Here is a 16818-nt window from a genome sequence, read left to right on the forward strand (position 1 = left end):
GGTGGCGGTCGATCTCACCCAACGGTTGGCGGGCCGCGTCGCCGTCGTCACGGGCGCCGGCGGCGGCATCGGGTTGGCCTCGGCGCGGCGCATGCGCGCCGAGGGTGCCACCATCGTGGTCGCCGACATCGACGGCGACGCGGGCGCCGCCGCGGCCGACGAGCTGTCCGGTCTGTTCGTGACCACCGACGTCGCCGACGAGGACGCGGTCAATGCGCTGTTCGATACCGCGGCCGACGTTTACGGCCGCATCGACATCGCGTTCAACAACGCCGGAATCTCACCCCCCGACGACGACCTCATCGAGAACACCGAACTGCCCGCGTGGCAACGCGTCCAGGATGTCAACCTGAAGTCGGTGTACCTGTGCTGCCGGGCGGCGTTGCGGCACATGGTCCCCGCGGGGCGGGGCTCGATCATCAACACGGCGTCGTTCGTCGCCGTCCTGGGATCGGCGACATCGCAAATCTCCTACACCGCCTCCAAGGGCGGGGTGCTGGCCATGTCGCGGGAGCTGGGGGTGCAGTTCGCCCGGCAGGGCGTCCGGGTGAACGCTCTGTGCCCGGGGCCGGTCAACACCCCACTGCTGCAAGAGCTTTTCGCCAAGGATCCCGAACGGGCCGCGCGCCGGCTGGTGCACGTGCCGGTGGGTCGCTTCGCCGACCCCGGTGAAATCGCCGCTGCGGTCGCATTTTTGGCGAGCGATGACGCGTCGTTCATCACGGCGTCGACGTTCATGGTCGACGGCGGCATCAGCTCGGCCTACGTGACTCCGCTCTAGCCGCCCTGCTCAGCGCGCGGATGCCGGCGCGGTCCGTGCCCGGCACCTGGGCGCCGGACGCGGCCGTCGCCCAGGTGCGCGGCACCGACAGCACGCCCAGTGGCGCCCCGCGGCCGCGGCGCGCGGTGACGCCGGTGACGACGGCCGGCTTGGGAAACAGTGTTCGCAGTGCCGCCGCCTTGTTCATCGAATTCAGGTGGCCGATCGCGAAATCCGACGGCGCGGTCAGCGAATTCAGTTTCGACAGCGACGGTGTCACCGAGGAAAGGGACGCCTCGAACGTGGTCTGCGACGCCGACGACAGGTGCTTGAGGGCGCCGGGAATGGCCGACATCACGTGGCGGGCAGTCGACATGACCTCGGGCGCCGCCTTCAGCGGCCAGGTGTCCACAGGTGCACCGGGGTTGGCGGGCGGAGGGGTGAACGGGGTCATCGTCACCGCGCCGGCGGCGGCCGTGGCGTAGGCGTACATGGCGCCGGTGTTCTGTGCCCACATGGCGTCGTATTCGGTGTCGACGTCGGCGATCGCCGCGCTGTGCTGTCCCAGCCAGTTCGCCGATACCAGCGACATCCGTCGCGTGCGGTTGCGGGCGATCGCCGGTGGGGGCACCGTCGCCGCGAACGCCGCCTCGTGCGCCCCGGCCGCCGCACTGAGTTGGGCGGCCGCGTGCTGGCTTCGTGCGGCGTTGGCGTCCAGCCAGTCGATGTAGTGTGCGGCGGCTTCGCCCAGCGCCGAGGGCGCCGGGCCCTCCCATTGCGCCGCCAGCTTGGTGGTCACCGCCCGGTAGTCGGCGGCCGCGGTGCACAGCCATGCGGCGAGCTTGTCCCACGCCGCGGCGGCCTGGACCATCGATGCCGCGCCGGGACCCGAATACATCAGCCCGGAGTTGATCTCCGGGGGGAGCGTCGCGAAATCCATTACAGCCTCCTCCTGGGGAGGGCGGTGTGGGTGGTACCCGAAGACATGGGGGCGTCCTTCACGAGATAGACACGGCGGTTACAAGCCCTTTTCGCGCGGATGCGCTGCGTGCGGCGATCAGACGCGGGCGATGCAGAGCCGGGTCAAGGTATCTCGGTCGGCGGGAACGGTTGCGGGAGCCCGGGGTTGGGCGTCGTAGGGCACTACCCGCACCGGGCTGAACGCCATCGGCTTCGGTGACAGAGTCGATTGGGGTGACAAACGATTCCAGGTCAGGGGCCGTTCCTTCGTCATCCACATGCTGTGGAACGGCTTTGTGTTGGTCTTGTTCGCCGGAGCCGACGACCGCGGTGCGCTCAGCGCCGGCCGGCTGACGGCCGAGTAGGGGACCTGCGGGAGCACGTGCGCGCCGGCCGACGGCGCTGCGCCGGACCAGGCCGCCGGCTCCGGCAGGACGGACGCGGCGAACTGGGGCCGCAGTGACGAACCGGCGACCAGGGCGGCGAACACACCGAGCGCTGCGGCGACGGCGATGGCCCGCTGCCACCGCCGAGTTTCATCGCCAACCCCGAACAACACAGTGCGCCGAATGTACCGCGTGAAACCCTGGTGAACGGTCCGAACGAGCTGTGAACTCGATCCGAGTCCGGTGCGTGTTTGCCTGCGACTACGGCCGAAAAACCATCAGTGGAATCGCCATCTCGGCCGGGCTGGCTCCGCCGTGGAAACCGACCAGGCGGGCCGCTTCCGGGGGCTCGTGCGCGCTGGCCAGCACCGCCGCGTCGCCCGAGCAGACGACCACCACGTCGCCGAGCCGCTCCCGGTGCCGCGGGGCGACCGGCCCGAACATTCCGGTGGCCACCGCCTGTTCGCGGCTGTACACGGTGGCCCGGTTACCCAGCACCTCGGCCCATGCGGCCCGCACGTCGGGCCCGGCGCCCGGCTCGGTGTGCAGGTAGCGGACCCGGGGCTCGCCGGCGACCACCCGTATTCCCTGGGCCAGCCGGGGGTCGGCGTCGAGGTCGATACGGGCCCCGGGCGGGACGTTGAGGCCACCGTGGTCGGCGGTCACCAGCAGCGCCGCGTGCGGCGGCAGCGCCTCGAGCAGGCGCGAGAGCAGTGCGTCGACGCTGGCCGCCGCCGCATGCCATTGTTCGGAGCCGACACCGAAGACATGGGCCGCGGTGTCGAGCTCGGCGGTGTAGGCGTAGACCAGCCCGGGCGCCGAGCGCAGGTCGTCGACCACCAGTCGCGCGTAGTCGTCGTCGGGGCCGGCCGGGCGGAATTCCGCGCCGCGGTACGCGGCCTCGGTCAGCCCACTGCCGAGGAACAGCGCCGGCAGCACCGCGCGGGCGCTGACGCCGGCCTCTTTGATCCGCTGGAACCACGTCGGCACCGGCTGCCAGATTGCGGGCGATGGGTCGTCGCGCCAGCGGACATGGTTGAGCACCGTCTCGGTGCCCGGTACCCGGAGAGTGAAGCCCAGGATGCCGTGCTCGCCGGGCGCCGCGCCGGTGCCCAGGGACACCAGGCTGGTCGGCGTGGTCGACGGGAAGGTGCACTCCAGCTGGGTCAGCCGGCCGGTGGCGCCGCTGCGCACGGAGGCCAGCAGCGGGGCGTCGCCGGCCAGCTGCGGAAGCAGGTGCCAGCCCAGCCCGTCCACCAGCACGACGAGCACCCGGTCGATCCGATCGGAGCCGACCCGGTCCGTCACCGCGAGCTTGTCGACCGCGCCGGGAACTCCGAGCAGGGCGGCCGCGGCGGGCAGCACGTCGCGCAGGGAACCGGGCACCGGGCCAGTCTGACGTCGAAGCTAGACGCGCGCCAGTCGCTGGTCGGTCACCAGCAGTTGGCGGTGCGTGCTGTCGGTGAGCGCGCAAAGCTGCGCCGGCGAGAGTCGACCGCACAGCCGGCCCCAGTGCATCGCGACCACATCTCCGGCGGCCGCATCGGGCACCGCGCTGTATCCGTCTGCCCACACCTCGAGCACCCGCGCCGACGGTTTCGACAGCGTGAGCGCCTGACCGTTCCAGGCCAGGTTCCGGCACAGCACCTCGACGCGGTCCCCGTCGCGGGAAAGCACTGTGCCGGAACTGATTCGGCAGTTATCCAGCACGCTCAACGGCTGCTCGTCGCAATTCCGGCCCAGGAACCGCGTCCACGGGTAGATCCCGAAGACGTGAAAGCAGTGGTTTGCGGCGGCCTCGCACGCCAGGTCCGGCGTGAGATGCGACCAGTATTGGCCTGCTTGCGGGCCGAGGATCGCCAGCAACGCGGCGAGGAACTGCTGCGGATCCAGCTCGGCGGCGACGCCGCCGCCGAGCCAATACGACTCCACCAACCGGTAATCCAGCGGGTCGGCGATGCCGGTCAGCTCCGAGAGGACCCGCAGGTACGGCCACGCGCCGGAGAACTTCCTCGCCGCGGCGCGCACGTCGTCGACCGACCCGTCGCGCAGGGTGGCTCCTAACGGCGGGCCGCAATAGCCCAACGCGTTGGGCGCATACGCGTAGCGGGCGAACATTGCAGCGCCCTTTTCGAGGCCTCGGTCGTCGGTCAAGCGCGGCTCACCAGCTTCACGGCGTCGCGATGCATCCGTCCGAAGTTGTAGTAGGCCGCGCAGGCCCCTTCGGGTGACACCATGCAGGTCCCGATCGGGGTCTCGGGGGTGCACGCGGTACCGAAAACCTTGCATTCCCACGGCTTGAGGACGCCCTTGAGGACCTCACCGCACTGGCAGGCCTTCGGGTCGGCGACCCGCACGCCGGGCATCGCGAATCGCAGCTCGGCGTCGAACCCGGCGAAGTCGTCGTGGAGCCGCAGGGCGCTTTGCGAGATGAAGCCCAGACCGCGCCATTCGAAGTGCGGGCGCAGCGCGAACACCTTGCCCATCAACGCCAACGCGGCAGGGTTGCCGTGCTCGGGCACCACGCGCTTGTACTGGTTCTCCACTTCGCAGCGCCCGTCGCGGATCTGGGTCAGTAACATCGCGACGGAGGCCAGGATGTCCAGCGGTTCGAAACCTGCCACCACCAACGGCTTTCGATAGACGTCCGGGACGAACCGGTAGGGCCGGTTGCCCACCACCGTGGACACGTGCCCCGGGCCGATGAAACCCGACAGCCGCAGGTCCGGGGATTCCAGGATGGCCCTGATCGGCGGCACGATCGTGACGTGGTTGCAGAAGACGCTGAAATTGGCCAGGCCCAACTCACGCGCCCGCACGAGCGTCACTGCGGTCGACGGCGCGGTGGTCTCGAAACCGATGGCGAAGAACACCACCTGTTTGGCCGGGTTGTCGATCGCGATCTTCAACGCGTCCAGCGGCGAGTAGACGAACCGCACGTCGGCGCCGCGGGCCTTGGCATGCAGCAGGCTGCCGTGCGAGCCGGGCACCCGCATCATGTCGCCGAAACAGGTGAAGATCACGTCGGGCTGGCCGGCCAGCCACATCGCGTCGTCGATGCGTCCCATCGGGATCACGCACACCGGGCAGCCCGGCCCGTGCACGAGCTCGACGTTGGCGGGCAGCAGGTGCTCGATGCCGTGCCGGTAGATGGTGTGCGTGTGCCCGCCGCACACCTCCATGAACTTGAAGTCCTCGCCGCCGGTCCCGGCCAGGCGCTCGATAGCCACCAGCAGCTTGCGGGCCGCGGCGGGGTCGCGGAATTCGTCGACGAATTTCATTGCCGCTCCTAGTCAAACGATGGCCGACGAGTCGAAGGCCTGCATTTCGGTCGTGTAGGTGTCGCCGAGTTTCTTGATGGCGGCCAGCGTGAGCAACGCCTCGGTCTCGTCGATCTTGGCCATCGCGAAACCGACGTGGACCAGCACCCAGTCGTCGGGCGCGGGCAGGTCGTTCTCCAGCAACCGGACGCTGATGGTCCGTTGCACGCCGCTCACGTCGACCTTCGCCAAACAGGTGGCGGGATCGGTGATTTCCACGATCCGGCCCGGAATCCCAAGGCACATGTGCAGCTCCTTTCAGCAGATCCTCGGCAGCGGGTCCCCTACCAGCATGTCCACGATGCGGGTGCCGCCGAATCCCGTACGCAGCACCACGCTTTCGGCGGGTTCGGTGACGATCTCGCCGACCTCGGCCGCATCGGCGCCCAGCGGATGGGACCGCAACGCGTCCAACCCCGCCCGCGCCTCCTCAGGTGCGACGACGGCGACGAACTTGCCCTCGTTGGCGACGTAGAGCGGATCGATGCCGAGCAGCTCGCAGGCGCCATTGACCATGGGCGCCACCGGAAGTCGCTCCTCGTCGAGCAGTACCCCCAGGCCGCAGGCCTGGGCCAGCTCGTTGCACACGGTGCCCACCCCGCCCCGCGTCGCGTCGCGCAGCCACCGGGTGGACGGGGCGGCCGCCATCAGCAACTCCACCAACGGGCTCACCGAGGCGGTGTCGGAGGCGATGTCGGCCTCGATGGCCAGATCGCCGCGGGCGAGCATGACGGCCATGCCGTGATCGCCCATCGACCCCGACAGCAGCACCTTGTCCCCGGTGCGCACCGACTGCGCCGACAGCGCGCGGCCGGCGGGGATGACTCCGGCCCCGGTGGTGGTGATGAACAGGCCGTCGGCCGCCCCCTTGGGCACCACCTTGGTGTCGCCGGTGACGATCTGCACGCCGGCGGCCGCGGCCGCGGCCGCCATGTCGGCGACGATCTCTTTGAGCTCGGCGATTCCGAACCCTTCTTCGAGCACGAAGGCCGCGCAGATCCACGATGGCACGGCGCCGGCCACCGCCAGGTCGTTGCAGGTGCCGTGCACGGCGAGCTCGCCGATCGAGCCGCCGGGAAAACGCCTGGGAGCCACCACAAACGAGTCCGTCGACATCGCCACGCGTTCGCCGCTGGGCAACGTGAGGACCGCGCCGTCGCCCAGCGTCTCGAGCAGCGGGTTGCGAAACGCCTCCATGAACACCGCGTCCATCAGCGCCGCCGACGCCTTGCCGCCCGCGCCATGCGCCAGGGTCACCTGCTCGTCGAGCAGCCGGGGACGGCGCCGGCGAAACGACTCGATCCGCTCGATCACGTCGCCTTCGGCGAACCGCGGACCCGACGAAAGGTAGTCACCTGCTGAAGGATTCATGCCGCCCCCACACCGTGATCGCCCGCGAGCCGTTCGTGGACCGCCAACCACAACTGGTAGCCCAACAGCGCCTGGGATTCCTGGATCCGGTGCACGCTTTGCGAACGAACGACGAAGCAGGCGTCCACATTCGGGTTGTCGGCGAAGGCGCCCCCGTCGTAGCCGGCGAAACCGATGGTGTACAGGCCGCGGCGGCGGGCCTCGGCCAGCGCGGTCAGCAGGTTGGGGGAGTTGCCGCTGGTCGACATCGCGATCGCGATGTCACCGGCCGCCGCGCGCGCGATCAGCTGGCGGGCGAAGACGAGCTCGAAGCCGACGTCGTTACCCAAGGCGGTAAGGATCGCCTGATCGGCGGTCAGCGACCAGGCCGGTAGCGGCTTGCCGAGCGGTGGCCGCGCGAACAAGGCCGCCAGCGTGGTGGAATCGGTGCAGCTGCCGCCGTTTCCGAAGGTGAACAGCCGTCCGCCGGCGGCGAACCGGCGCGCCAGCTCGGCGGCCGCCGCCGCCAGCAGCTCGGCGTTGGCCTCCAGGGTGGAGTGCCGCAGCGCCCGGCTTTCGGATGCCTTGGCGTGCGCCGATGCGGCCAGGTCGGCGAGCAGCGACGAGGGGTCATCTTCTTGCGCGTCGATGAACGGGTACAAGAAGTTGGTGGGTTCGTCGGCGGGGCTCATGAAACACCTTCTGGCTCTTCGTCGCAGACGCGGCTGATCGCCGTGCCGGCGTGCACCAGCACCAGCTCGCCGGCGGCCACCGGGTCGACCAATGCGGTGATCACGTTCTCGACGCCGCGCGCGGTGCGCACCGTCGCCTGACCGTCGACCGACGCGCTCATCACTTCGCCCAGCCGACCCTCGTCGCTACAGGTCACGCAGGCCGCCTCGTCGTCGTCGCAGCGGCCGGGTTTGAGCAAGCCCGCGTGCTCGAAGCACACGTGGGTCAGCTCCCACAGCAGGTGATAGAACAGCACGAAGCCGCCGGTGGCGGGCACCCGCGGATCGGGATCGTCGAGCCAGAGCACGTGATCGGCCATGGCGGCGTCGGGCGGATCGCCGCTGCCGATCCAAATCGTGGTGGTGCCCCAGGCCGGGCCGCGGCGCATCACCGAGCGCACCTGCGCGTCCGTCGCACCGGAGACCGCGACCACGATGTCGCCGGGCCGCACCGATACCCGCACCAGGTCGACCAGGTCGGGTCCGGTGAGCGCCACCGCGGGCAAGGCCCGTTTGCCCATGATCACCGGATGCACGAATTCGACGGCGATGTGCATGGCGTGCGGTTCCCACGAGGGCGCGATGGACCACATGGTGGCACCGGCGGCGAATCGTTTGGCGAGCGTCAACGCCGTCGCGGCAAGATCTTCGGCCAGCTCGGAGCTCAGGCCGTGATCGACGGCGGTCACAGTCATCGCGTCAACACCTCCTCCTGCGCGATCAGCGCCGAGACCACGGCTTGGCCCAGCGCCAAGCCACCGTCGTTCGGCGGCACAATGTGATGGGTGAGAACCTCAAACCCCCTGCACCGCAATAGGTCACGGCAGGATTGCAGCAGCAGAACGTTCTGGAACACCCCGCCCGTAAGCCCCACCAGCCGGGTGGCGCCGGCCACCCGCGCGACCGCACCGGCGACCGCGTCCGCGATCGCGTGGTGAAAGGCCAAGGCCAGTACCGCACGCGGTGTCCCGGCGTACAGCGCCGCGACCATCGTTTGCACCATCGGCGTCGGATCGATCACCCCGTCGGGACGCACCGCCAGCGGCAACGACGGCGCAGGCCGATCGGGATCGTGGTCGGCCGACTCCGCCAGCGCCTCGAGTTCGACGGCGGCCTGCCCTTCGTAGTCGATGCGGTGCCGCACCCCGAGCAGGGAAGCGACGGCGTCGAACAGCCGGCCCATGCTCGAACACGGCACACAGCCCGTCCCGGTCTCGAGTTGCGAACGGGTGAGCCGCAGTTCGTCGCCGGTCGCGGCGGCGACCGGCGCCAGATCCGGGGTCCAGTCGATGTCGGCCATCCATAGCTGGGACAGCGCCATCCGCCACGGATTGCGCACCGCCGCGTCGCCGCCGGGTAGCGGCACCGGCAACAGGTGGCCGGCCCGGACGAAATGGTGGCTGCCGGTGCCGAGCGCCAGAATCTCGCCGCCCCAGATCGTTTCGTCGCAGCCATAACCCGTGCCGTCGAAGGCGACCCCGACGATGGGTTCGCCGATGCGCCCGTGTTCGGCCAGCAGCGACACCACGTGGGCGTGGTGGTGCTGAACCAGGTCCAGCGGCCGGTTCCCCGCGTGGCGCTCCGCCCAGCTTCGGGTGTGGTATCCGGGATGCAGATCGGCGGCCATACGCTCGGGCGCGCCGCGTATCTCGCTGAGCTGACCCACCGCACGCTCGAAGGCGCGCAGCGTCTCCCAGGTGGCCATGTCACCGATGTGGCCGGACAGGTAGGCCCGCGAGCCGTCGGTGAGGCAGCAGGTGTTCTTCAATTCCCCGCCCACGGCCAGCACGGCCGGCCCCTCGAGACGTAGCTCGACCGGCAGCGGCGCGTACCCGCGGGAACGGCGGATCGGAAGCTCGTGTGCCCCGTCCCGGTCTCGGACGACGCGCACCACCGAGTCGTCGCACGGCACGTGGATCGGCCGGTCATGGTCGAGAACCGCGTCGCAGAGCGCCGGAAGCCTCTGCGCGGCATCGTCATCGGTGAAGCAGATCGGCTCGTCGGAGCGGTTGGCACTGGTCAGCACCAGCGCATCGGGCACCGGCCCGGCGATGCCCGGTACGGGTGCCAGCAGCAGGTGATGAAGGGGGGAGTACGGGAGCATCAACCCGAGCAGCGGGCTGCCGGGCGCCACGGCCTCGGCGACCGGCGCGGTGGGCAGCCGCCGCAGCAACACGATCGGGCGGGCCGGACCGGACAGCACGGCGGACTCGGTGTCGTCGACGTGGGCGTAGCGGCGCGCGGCGTCGAGATCGCGGACCAGGACGGCAAAGGGCTTGGCGCCGCGGGCCTTACGCCCCCGCAGCACGGCGACCGCCGCCGGGTCGTCGACCTGACAGGCCAGGTGGTAGCCGCCGATGCCCTTGATGGCCACCACGGCGCCGGCGGCCAGCGCACTCTGCGTGGCGGCCAAGGCCGCATCCGCTCCGCGTACGTCACCGGTCGCCGAGCGGAAACGCAGGGTCGGTCCGCAGTCCGGGCAGGCGATCGGCTGCGCATGGAAGCGGCGATTCGCCGGATCGTGGTATTCGGCGGCGCAGCGTGCGCACATGGCGAAGGCCGACATCGTGGTGGCGGGGCGGTCGTAGGGCAACCCTTCGATGATGGTGAACCGGGGGCCGCAGTTGGTACACGTCACGAACGGGTGCCGATAGCGGCGATCCAGGGGGTCGAACAGCTCGGCGACGCAGTCGTCGCACACCGCGACGTCGGGCGGAATCGGTGTGGTCACACCGGGGGCCGGTTGGCTTGTCACGATGCGGAATTCGGGTGCGCATTCGGGATCGACCTCGAGGTCGATCACCCGCACCTCGGCGATCCGCGCCAGCGGCGGAGCGTCGGCGCGCAGCCGCCGGCAGAATTCCGCCAGGCGGGCACGCCGGCCCTGCACCTCGACGAACACCGCCCCCGAGTCGTTGCCGACGAATCCGGACAGGCCCAGTTCGGTCGCGATCCGATGCACGAACGGGCGGAAGCCCACCCCCTGCACCACGCCGGTCACCGTGACGCCCTGCCGCACCTCCTGCGACCGCAAGAGCACGGGGGCTTCGGCCATGTCCGTCATCTCAACCGGCCTCCGCTGGACCGTCCATAGGCCCGGCCCGGCCCCGGCCCATCAACTCCAGGCCGGCCATGGCCTGCTCCGCCCCGGCCCGGTCGGTCTTCTCCACGACGAAGCCCATGTGGATGATCACCCAATCGCCCGGCGCGAACGTCTCTTCCGGCAACATGCCGACGTTCACCTTGCGCTGTTTGCCGACCACGTCGACCAGCGCCAGCTGCCCGGCAAAACCGTCCAGCATGGCGACGACCTGCCCCGGTATGCCCAGACACATGATTCAGCACCCGCCTTCGGCCGCGGGTAATGGCGCGCCGTGCAACGCCGCGACAATCTCTTCCACCGCCCGCGCCGCCCGCGGGACGGCCTGGGCGACCGGTTCGGTCAGGCCGATTCCCTCCTGCACGCTGCCAGCCTCGCACCCGACGACCACGGTGTAGGGCGGACGGCCGCCCAGGGCCCGCAGGCTGGCGAATACCGCGGCCGGGTCCATGCTGTGTCCGTCCAGACCGGTTGTTTGCGAAGGTGATTCGTGATCGGCCTGAAAGACGTGCAACGTGCCCGGATGCCCCCGGCTGGGTACGGCGTCGACGAGCACCAGCGTGTCCCAGTCCTCGAGCAGGTCATAGGCCAGGTGCATGCCTCGGATTCCATAGTCGATCACCTGGACCGTCGGATCATCCTGGGGCAGTTCGGCGTTGCGGACCACTTGCGATCCGAATCCGTCGTCGCCCAGGAAGATGTTGCCGATCCCGGCTACCAGGATGCGCGCTGTCATGGTGGCTCGGCTACATCCGCCTCAACTTGAGATAGCGGCGGGCATCGGGCAGCGATACCACGCCGAGCGCCAACGCGATCGCCGCCACCAGCGCGATGATGGCGATGAAGATCCAACCTAGGACTTCCATGTCGGACTCCTTTCGGGGACTGTTGTGTTCTGCTGCAAATGCAGCGGTTCGACTTCGTCGGGGGAGAAGTACAAGTACCGGCCGTACCAGTCGTGCAGGTCCGCGGCCGGGTCGTCGTCGACGACCACGGCGACGTGCTTATGGCCCTCGACGTCCTCATGCACCGACGTGACACGGGCGGTTTTGCCGGCGACGAAGATGTCCTGGGCGTCGGCGTTGCGCCGGGGCCGCAACCGGACCATGCTGCCCCTGGCGATTCGGACCCCGTTCACCAAAACCGCGTCGATCTCGGGCCGGACGGCGTTGTCCGCCAGCGGATCCCACCAATCGATACCTTCGGGAATCTCGGGTACCAAACCGGTGGGCACGCGCGCCGAGTGCGGATCGCGCAGCACACCGTGCAGCCGGACCATCGCCTCGGGTGACATGGCGTCACACTCGTCGATGATTCGTGCCGCCCGCGGGTCGGTCGCCCGGGCCTGCGCCTTCTCCTCGTCCGTCATGGTCATCACGCGCAGGGTGAGTATCTCGTCGATCTCGGTGCAGTCGTATAAGGCCGTGTCGCTCTGTTCGGCGACCTCGGGGTGGTCGTAGAGAATGATCGGTGAGATCAGCAGCGTGTCGCGGGTGCCCGGCGGACCGGCCAGCACCGGGAAGCAGCGATGCCGGCGGCACCGGGACACGGCATCGGTCGCGGTCTGCGGTGGCTCGAGCAGCGAGACGAACTGGCCACCAACTACTTCGGCGATGAGGTGCGTACCGATCATCGAGCGCGCGGCGGCGTCCCCCTTGTCGCGCGGGGCCGCGCCGGTGTTGTCCACCCGGACCGAGACGCGCCGCAGGGCGCCGTCGGGCTCGCTGGTGACGCTCAGCACGCCACGCACCTGACGTCGTTCGCGAACCAACCGCCCGCCGTCGAGGAGTTCGACATCGGTGGCCGCATCGGCCGTCACCGGCAGCGACCACGGTTGATCGTCAAATTCCAGGGGGCCGAACGCGATTTCGCACTCCACGGCTTCGTCCCAGGTCAGCCACGACCCGGCCGGGGTAATGAGCTCGTCGACGGGCTCGAAGCCGTCACTCGTTTCCCGCTCGGCTCGGCGGTGTTGCAGCTGCAGGAAACGCAGCACCAAGGTCAGCGCCCGCGCGCCCTCGACCAGAAACTCCGCGGCCAGGGTGGGATCCTCACCGAGGCCGGCGTCGCACGCACCGCACGGACCCAAAACGCCGAACTGCCAACGTGATTGATTCTTGCTCGACGTGCCCCGGTACGGGTAGAGCAGGTAGCCCTCGTAGAGCACCGCGTCGGCGACGGCGCGGGCGCGCTCCCAGGTCGCCGTCATTGCGCCACCTCGCGATCGGCGGTGGCGTCCAGCAAGGAGGTGATGGCCTCGTCGAGGTCGAGCATTCCCCGGGCGGATTTGTAACCGGCCAGCTCCGTGATGGTTTCGTGGTTCAGCCGGATCCAGCCGCTGTTGGGATAGTGTTGCTCGATCAGCTCCCGCCAGACCGTGACCGGCATCTCGTAGCGGTCCTCGCAGTCCCACGGCACCTGATGAACTGAGAAGCCGCGTTCGGAGTTGACGAAAAGTGTTCCGCTGAAGAGGAATTGCAGCGGTACCGTCCCGCCGCGCAGCGCGTGCAGATATTTGGCGCCAGCTACCTCGAAGTCGTAGGTGCAGGCCAGGGGCAGCGCCGCGGTCGTGCTGCCGGTGAACCCCGGCACCATGGCGCTGCAGTGCTGCCACAGGAAGGTGCGTTGGGTGCTCGCCCAGCGTTCTCGGGCGCCGAACAAGTCCGTCAGGCCGGCCGCTTCGTCGTCGGAGTAGGGACGGCGCAGCGGCTCGATCCTCACCTGGCACCGCAGGGCGAGGGCGTGCACCGAGTCCCCCCCGCTGGTGGTGACGCCGACGCGGGCGGTGAGGGCGGGGCTGACGGTGTACGGTTCGGCCGTCACGTCCAGAACCGTGAAGCTCACGTTCATCGCCGCGTCTGCACTGCCCGGGCGGCGAGCCCGTCGAAGAAGCCGTCGATGAATTCGCGCGCCTGCTGGCCACCGTCAAAGCCGCGCCACAGCAGTCGCATCCGCCCGACGAATTCGTAGCACGCGTCGATCGGGACCAAATAGCTTTCCGGCTGCGGTAATTCGCCGTCTTCGGGACCGTCGGGGACGCGCACGAGCAGCGCCTCCACGTCGTCGGCCAGCAGGTCCACCCGCCGGTCGGCGCCGCGAATGGTGTCCCACACGTCCATGTCCAGCTCGGACTCGGTGGCCCCCGCCGGGCCCGGATAGAACGCGACGGTGTGGCCCAGCTCCGAGTTGGTGAAGAAGAAGGCGACCCCGACCGGGATCTGCAGCGCCTCCCACACCAGGCGGTCCAGCGCGAAGTCGGGAAAGGACAAATACCGGTCGGGCACCGCGCGGTAGCGCAACTCGGCGTGGGAGTCGGTGAACAGCAGATAACAGGCGCGACAGACGCACATCAGTTGCCGGTCGGCCACATTGACGACGTGCTGGTGTTCGTCGGCGATGCGCTCCGAGCACATTTCGCAGCGCTCGCCGGCCGGTTCGGGGGCCCGGTCGCTGCTGATGCGTGCCAGGACGTCGTAGGGGGTTGTCATGCCGGGGCTCCCATGGCCTCGGCCCGCAGCGCCACCGACGGCAGGCCGTCGCGGGTCAACAGCGGAATCGGATCGAGATGGATCGGCGATCCCGCGGCGGCGTCGGCCCCGGCGCGCAGTCCCGCGTGAACGATGTCGAAGTCCGTCAAGCAGCCCGCGCAGCGCAGCAGCGCGCCGTGCAGTTGCGAACCGGCCAGGGAGCCGTCACACGCCGGGCAGTGATCTCGGTAGGCGAACGTGCGGTCGTCGACCCGGCACGCCACGATGGCGGCGCCGGCGATCACGAATCCTCCGGCCTCGCCGGGTGCCAGCTCGGCCAGCTCGGGAATCGGGTGCCAGTCGGCCGGCGCCTGCCCGTTCGAATGTAGGTTCGTCAGAAGCGATTCGGCGGGAATCACGGCCGTGGGCGCGGCGGCCTGCGCGGTCACCACCTCGATCGAGGAGATCTCCGGGGCCGCCGCGCGGACCGCGTCCTGCACGGCCAGCTCCAGCGTCACCGCGGACGAGGGGCAGCTCTTGCAGCTGCCGGTGAACGCCAAACGCAGGGTGTCACCGTCGATCTCGAGGAGGTCGACGTCCCCGCCGTGCGAACCCAGATAGGGCCGCACCCGGTCCAGCGCATCGGCGACCCGGCGATGCGTGTCGTGCGGATGCAGTCCGTGCACTAGGAGCAGGCTGGCCACCAGGTCGTCGGTGGCCAGCCGCTCGGCCAGGCCGCCGCCGGGGCCAGGATCATCGGCCATTCGCATGATCCGCTGCAGCCCGGCACCGTACAGCCCGACCACTTCGCGAACCAGTTGCTGCGCGCGGTCGTGGGCGGCGGTTCCACTCGCCGCGCAGGAATCGAGCAGTGTCTGGATCCGATCGCCCGCTTCACGCCACTGCGCGTCGTTCGCGGACTTGTTCGGGCGATCCGCCATGTGTTACTCCCCGACGGGTGACTGGGTCGGCGTGTGCAGTCTGTCCAGGGACCTGCCCTTACCCAGGTACATGTGCACACCACAGGGCAAGCACGGATCGAAGCTGCGCACCGTGCGCATGACGTCGATCCCCTTGAAGTTGTCCCGGCCGTTCTCCTCGAAGATCGGCTGGCCCTGCACCGCATCCTCATACGGCCCGGGGGTGCCATAGCTGTCGCGCGGGTTGGCGTTCCACGGCGTCGGCGGATACGGGTGATAGTTGGCGATCTTGCCGTCCCGGATCACCATGTGGTGGCTGAGCACGCCGCGGACCGCCTCGGTGAACCCGCAGCCAATGGCCTCGTCGGGCACGTCGAACTTCTCCCACGTCTTGGTGCGCCCGGCACGGATCTCCTCGAGCGCCTTCTCGCAGAAGTGCAGCGCACTCGCGGCCGCGTAAGCCTGGAAGTAGGTGCGCGCCCGATCGCGTTCGATCGTGTTGCTGCCGTATTGGGGGATCTTCCACTCCAACTCGACTGGCCCCTTCAGGGCCGTCTTGGGCAGGTTGATCTTGACGCTGTTGCCGGTCGCCTTGACGTAGCCGATGTCGACCAGGCCGGCAAGAGCGGTCGACCACAGCCGCGCCAGCGGGCCGCCGCCGGTGTCCAGCGCCAGATGGTCCTTGCCGTCGAACCAGCGCGGAGACATCACCCAGCTGTACTTGCCGCCCTCCAGGTCCCGCTTCTGCGGGTGCGGGTTGGTGTGCTGGTTCCATGGGTGACGCCGGTCCACCGCGTTACCCAGCGGATCGGTTTTGACGAACATCTCCTGGTCGGTCCAGTCGTCGTAATACGAACTACCCAAGAGGATTCGGATTCCCAGGTTGATGTCCACCAACGAGTGGGTGACCAGTTTGCCGTCGACCACCACACCCGGGGTGACGAACATCGCGTTGCCCCAGCTTTCCATGTCCTTGTATTCGAAGTTGCACACTTCGGGGTCCTGGAAGGAGCCCCAGCAGCCCAGCAGGGTGCGGCGCAGCCCGACCTTCTCGTAACCGGGCAGGGCGGTGTAAAAGAAGTCGAACAGGTCGTCGTGCATGGGCACAACCTTTTTCATGAACTCGACGTAGCGCATCAGCCGGGTCATGTAGTCGGTCATCAACTGGATGGTTGCGACGGTGCCGACGCCGCCGGGGTACAGCGTGGAGGGGTGCACGTGACGCCCTTCCATCAGACAGAACATCTCGCGCGTGTAGCGGCTGACCACCAGCGCTTCGCGGTAGAACTCACCGCTGAACGGGTTGAGCGATCGCATGATGTCCGCGATCGTCTTGTAGCCGTGGGCGTCCGCGTGCGGTGCCGGTGTCTTCTCGGCCAGCGAGAGCACGCTGGGGTTGGTCTCGGAGACCATCTTCTCGCAGAAGTCCACCCCGACGAGGTTCTCCTGAAAGATGTTGTGGTCGAACATGTATTCCGCGGCCTCACCGAGATTGACGATCCACTCGCCCAGATGCGGTGGCTTGACCCCGTAGGCCATGTTCTGCGTGTAGCACGAGCAGGTCGCGTGGTTGTCGCCGCAGATACCGCAGATGCGGCTGGTGATGAAGTGTGCGTCGCGAGGATCCTTGCCCTTCATGAAAATCGAGTAGCCCCGGAAGATCGACGAGGTGCTGTGGCACTCGACGACTTCCTTGTTCTCGAAGTCGATCTTGGTGTAGATGCCCAGGCTGCCTACGATCCTGGTGATGGGATCCCAGGCCATTTCGACCAATTGGCCGGGTTCCCGTGCGGCGTGGGTGGGTTCAGGAATGATGGTTGTCAT

The 16818-nt window shown here is 68.9% G+C and carries 19 protein-coding genes; 1 reads left to right on the forward strand and 18 read right to left on the reverse strand.

Features of this window, described 5'->3' with window-relative positions; genetic code table 11:
• Position 1: 1 nt before the first annotated feature.
• Positions 2 to 781, forward strand: coding sequence for a 3-oxoacyl-ACP reductase (locus ACZ50Z_RS03485; protein ID WP_464482285.1), 780 nt, complete (start codon positions 2 to 4; stop codon positions 779 to 781).
• Here the strand turns inward: ACZ50Z_RS03485 and ACZ50Z_RS03490 are convergent.
• From ACZ50Z_RS03490 to ACZ50Z_RS03575, 18 genes are all read right to left on the reverse strand, one after another.
• Entirely contained in the window at positions 753 to 1700 is a 948-nt protein-coding gene (locus ACZ50Z_RS03490; RefSeq protein ID WP_464482286.1) for a PPE family protein, read from the reverse strand. The genes ACZ50Z_RS03485 and ACZ50Z_RS03490 overlap by 29 nt on opposite strands.
• Before the next feature lie 117 nt (positions 1701 to 1817).
• Positions 1818 to 2279 (reverse strand): hypothetical protein, encoded by a 462-nt coding sequence (locus tag ACZ50Z_RS03495; RefSeq protein WP_464482287.1) that lies wholly within the window; start codon positions 2277 to 2279, stop codon positions 1818 to 1820.
• Positions 2280 to 2367: 88 nt separating this feature from the next.
• Complete coding sequence (locus ACZ50Z_RS03500) at positions 2368 to 3492, reverse strand: alkaline phosphatase family protein (RefSeq protein ID WP_464482288.1); 1125 nt, start codon at positions 3490 to 3492, stop codon at positions 2368 to 2370.
• 21 nt (positions 3493 to 3513) lie between these two features.
• A complete protein-coding gene (locus ACZ50Z_RS03505) occupies positions 3514 to 4260 on the reverse strand; it encodes a DUF6390 family protein (RefSeq protein ID WP_268968583.1) in 747 nt (248 codons plus the stop codon).
• The gene (gene hypD / locus ACZ50Z_RS03510; RefSeq protein ID WP_464482289.1) at positions 4257 to 5387 is read right to left on the reverse strand and encodes a hydrogenase formation protein HypD; all 1131 of its coding nucleotides are present in this window, start codon (positions 5385 to 5387) and stop codon (positions 4257 to 4259) included. Before hypD ends, ACZ50Z_RS03505 begins: the two co-directional genes overlap by 4 nt.
• Before the next feature lie 12 nt (positions 5388 to 5399).
• Positions 5400 to 5672, reverse strand: coding sequence for a HypC/HybG/HupF family hydrogenase formation chaperone (locus tag ACZ50Z_RS03515; RefSeq protein ID WP_014942621.1), 273 nt, complete (start codon positions 5670 to 5672; stop codon positions 5400 to 5402).
• A 12-nt stretch (positions 5673 to 5684) separates the two neighbouring features.
• Positions 5685 to 6797, reverse strand: a complete 1113-nt coding sequence (hypE, locus tag ACZ50Z_RS03520; protein ID WP_464482290.1) for a hydrogenase expression/formation protein HypE — start codon at positions 6795 to 6797, stop codon at positions 5685 to 5687.
• Positions 6794 to 7468 carry a D-sedoheptulose-7-phosphate isomerase gene (locus tag ACZ50Z_RS03525; RefSeq protein ID WP_464482291.1) on the reverse strand — a complete coding sequence of 225 codons (675 nt, stop codon included), beginning with the start codon at positions 7466 to 7468 and terminating at the stop codon, positions 6794 to 6796. Before ACZ50Z_RS03525 ends, hypE begins: the two co-directional genes overlap by 4 nt.
• Positions 7465 to 8202 carry a HypC/HybG/HupF family hydrogenase formation chaperone gene (locus ACZ50Z_RS03530; RefSeq protein ID WP_464482292.1) on the reverse strand — a complete coding sequence of 246 codons (738 nt, stop codon included), beginning with the start codon at positions 8200 to 8202 and terminating at the stop codon, positions 7465 to 7467. The genes ACZ50Z_RS03525 and ACZ50Z_RS03530 overlap by 4 nt, the downstream gene beginning before the upstream one ends.
• Complete coding sequence (gene hypF, locus ACZ50Z_RS03535; RefSeq protein WP_464482293.1) at positions 8199 to 10562, reverse strand: carbamoyltransferase HypF; 2364 nt, start codon at positions 10560 to 10562, stop codon at positions 8199 to 8201. The genes ACZ50Z_RS03530 and hypF overlap by 4 nt, the downstream gene beginning before the upstream one ends.
• Before the next feature lie 10 nt (positions 10563 to 10572).
• The gene (locus tag ACZ50Z_RS03540) at positions 10573 to 10842 is read right to left on the reverse strand and encodes a HypC/HybG/HupF family hydrogenase formation chaperone (protein ID WP_464482294.1); all 270 of its coding nucleotides are present in this window, start codon (positions 10840 to 10842) and stop codon (positions 10573 to 10575) included.
• Between the two features lie 3 nt (positions 10843 to 10845).
• A complete protein-coding gene (locus ACZ50Z_RS03545; RefSeq protein WP_014942615.1) occupies positions 10846 to 11343 on the reverse strand; it encodes a hydrogenase maturation protease in 498 nt (165 codons plus the stop codon).
• Positions 11344 to 11353: 10 nt separating this feature from the next.
• Positions 11354 to 11473 (reverse strand): DUF6893 family small protein, encoded by a 120-nt coding sequence (locus ACZ50Z_RS03550; protein ID WP_014942614.1) that lies wholly within the window; start codon positions 11471 to 11473, stop codon positions 11354 to 11356.
• Complete coding sequence (locus tag ACZ50Z_RS03555) at positions 11461 to 12816, reverse strand: hypothetical protein (protein WP_464482295.1); 1356 nt, start codon at positions 12814 to 12816, stop codon at positions 11461 to 11463. Before ACZ50Z_RS03555 ends, ACZ50Z_RS03550 begins: the two co-directional genes overlap by 13 nt.
• Positions 12813 to 13457: a DUF6084 family protein gene (locus ACZ50Z_RS03560; RefSeq protein ID WP_464482296.1), complete on the reverse strand. Its 645-nt coding sequence runs from the start codon at positions 13455 to 13457 to the stop codon at positions 12813 to 12815. The genes ACZ50Z_RS03555 and ACZ50Z_RS03560 overlap by 4 nt, the downstream gene beginning before the upstream one ends.
• Positions 13454 to 14095 carry a DUF5947 family protein gene (locus tag ACZ50Z_RS03565; RefSeq protein WP_014942611.1) on the reverse strand — a complete coding sequence of 214 codons (642 nt, stop codon included), beginning with the start codon at positions 14093 to 14095 and terminating at the stop codon, positions 13454 to 13456. The genes ACZ50Z_RS03560 and ACZ50Z_RS03565 overlap by 4 nt, the downstream gene beginning before the upstream one ends.
• Positions 14092 to 15015 carry a NifU family protein gene (locus ACZ50Z_RS03570; protein ID WP_014942610.1) on the reverse strand — a complete coding sequence of 308 codons (924 nt, stop codon included), beginning with the start codon at positions 15013 to 15015 and terminating at the stop codon, positions 14092 to 14094. The genes ACZ50Z_RS03565 and ACZ50Z_RS03570 overlap by 4 nt, the downstream gene beginning before the upstream one ends.
• A gap of 3 nt (positions 15016 to 15018) precedes the next feature.
• Positions 15019 to 16818: a nickel-dependent hydrogenase large subunit gene (locus ACZ50Z_RS03575; protein WP_014942609.1), complete on the reverse strand. Its 1800-nt coding sequence runs from the start codon at positions 16816 to 16818 to the stop codon at positions 15019 to 15021.

It is taken from the genome of Mycobacterium sp. NTMscope_MAC_269, from assembly GCF_976985695.1.

Bases quoted from the DNA above. Each gene is read 5' to 3' on its own strand.
- hypF (WP_464482293.1), bottom strand. From the start codon at position 10,562: ATGGCCGAAGCCCCCGTGCTCTTGCGGTCGCAGGAGGTGCGGCAGGGC.
- hypE (WP_464482290.1), bottom strand. From the start codon at position 6,797: ATGAATCCTTCAGCAGGTGACTACCTTTCGTCGGGTCCGCGGTTCGCC.
- ACZ50Z_RS03515 (WP_014942621.1), bottom strand. From the start codon at position 5,672: ATGTGCCTTGGGATTCCGGGCCGGATCGTGGAAATCACCGATCCCGCC.
- ACZ50Z_RS03560 (WP_464482296.1), bottom strand. From the start codon at position 13,457: ATGAACGTGAGCTTCACGGTTCTGGACGTGACGGCCGAACCGTACACC.
- ACZ50Z_RS03575 (WP_014942609.1), bottom strand. From the start codon at position 16,818: ATGACAACCATCATTCCTGAACCCACCCACGCCGCACGGGAACCCGGC.
- ACZ50Z_RS03555 (WP_464482295.1), bottom strand. From the start codon at position 12,816: ATGACGGCGACCTGGGAGCGCGCCCGCGCCGTCGCCGACGCGGTGCTC.
- ACZ50Z_RS03565 (WP_014942611.1), bottom strand. From the start codon at position 14,095: ATGACAACCCCCTACGACGTCCTGGCACGCATCAGCAGCGACCGGGCC.
- ACZ50Z_RS03530 (WP_464482292.1), bottom strand. From the start codon at position 8,202: ATGACTGTGACCGCCGTCGATCACGGCCTGAGCTCCGAGCTGGCCGAA.
- ACZ50Z_RS03490 (WP_464482286.1), bottom strand. From the start codon at position 1,700: ATGGATTTCGCGACGCTCCCCCCGGAGATCAACTCCGGGCTGATGTAT.
- ACZ50Z_RS03570 (WP_014942610.1), bottom strand. From the start codon at position 15,015: ATGGCGGATCGCCCGAACAAGTCCGCGAACGACGCGCAGTGGCGTGAA.
- ACZ50Z_RS03525 (WP_464482291.1), bottom strand. From the start codon at position 7,468: ATGAGCCCCGCCGACGAACCCACCAACTTCTTGTACCCGTTCATCGAC.
- ACZ50Z_RS03550 (WP_014942614.1), bottom strand. From the start codon at position 11,473: ATGGAAGTCCTAGGTTGGATCTTCATCGCCATCATCGCGCTGGTGGCG.
- ACZ50Z_RS03540 (WP_464482294.1), bottom strand. From the start codon at position 10,842: ATGTGTCTGGGCATACCGGGGCAGGTCGTCGCCATGCTGGACGGTTTT.
- ACZ50Z_RS03545 (WP_014942615.1), bottom strand. From the start codon at position 11,343: ATGACAGCGCGCATCCTGGTAGCCGGGATCGGCAACATCTTCCTGGGC.
- hypD (WP_464482289.1), bottom strand. From the start codon at position 5,387: ATGAAATTCGTCGACGAATTCCGCGACCCCGCCGCGGCCCGCAAGCTG.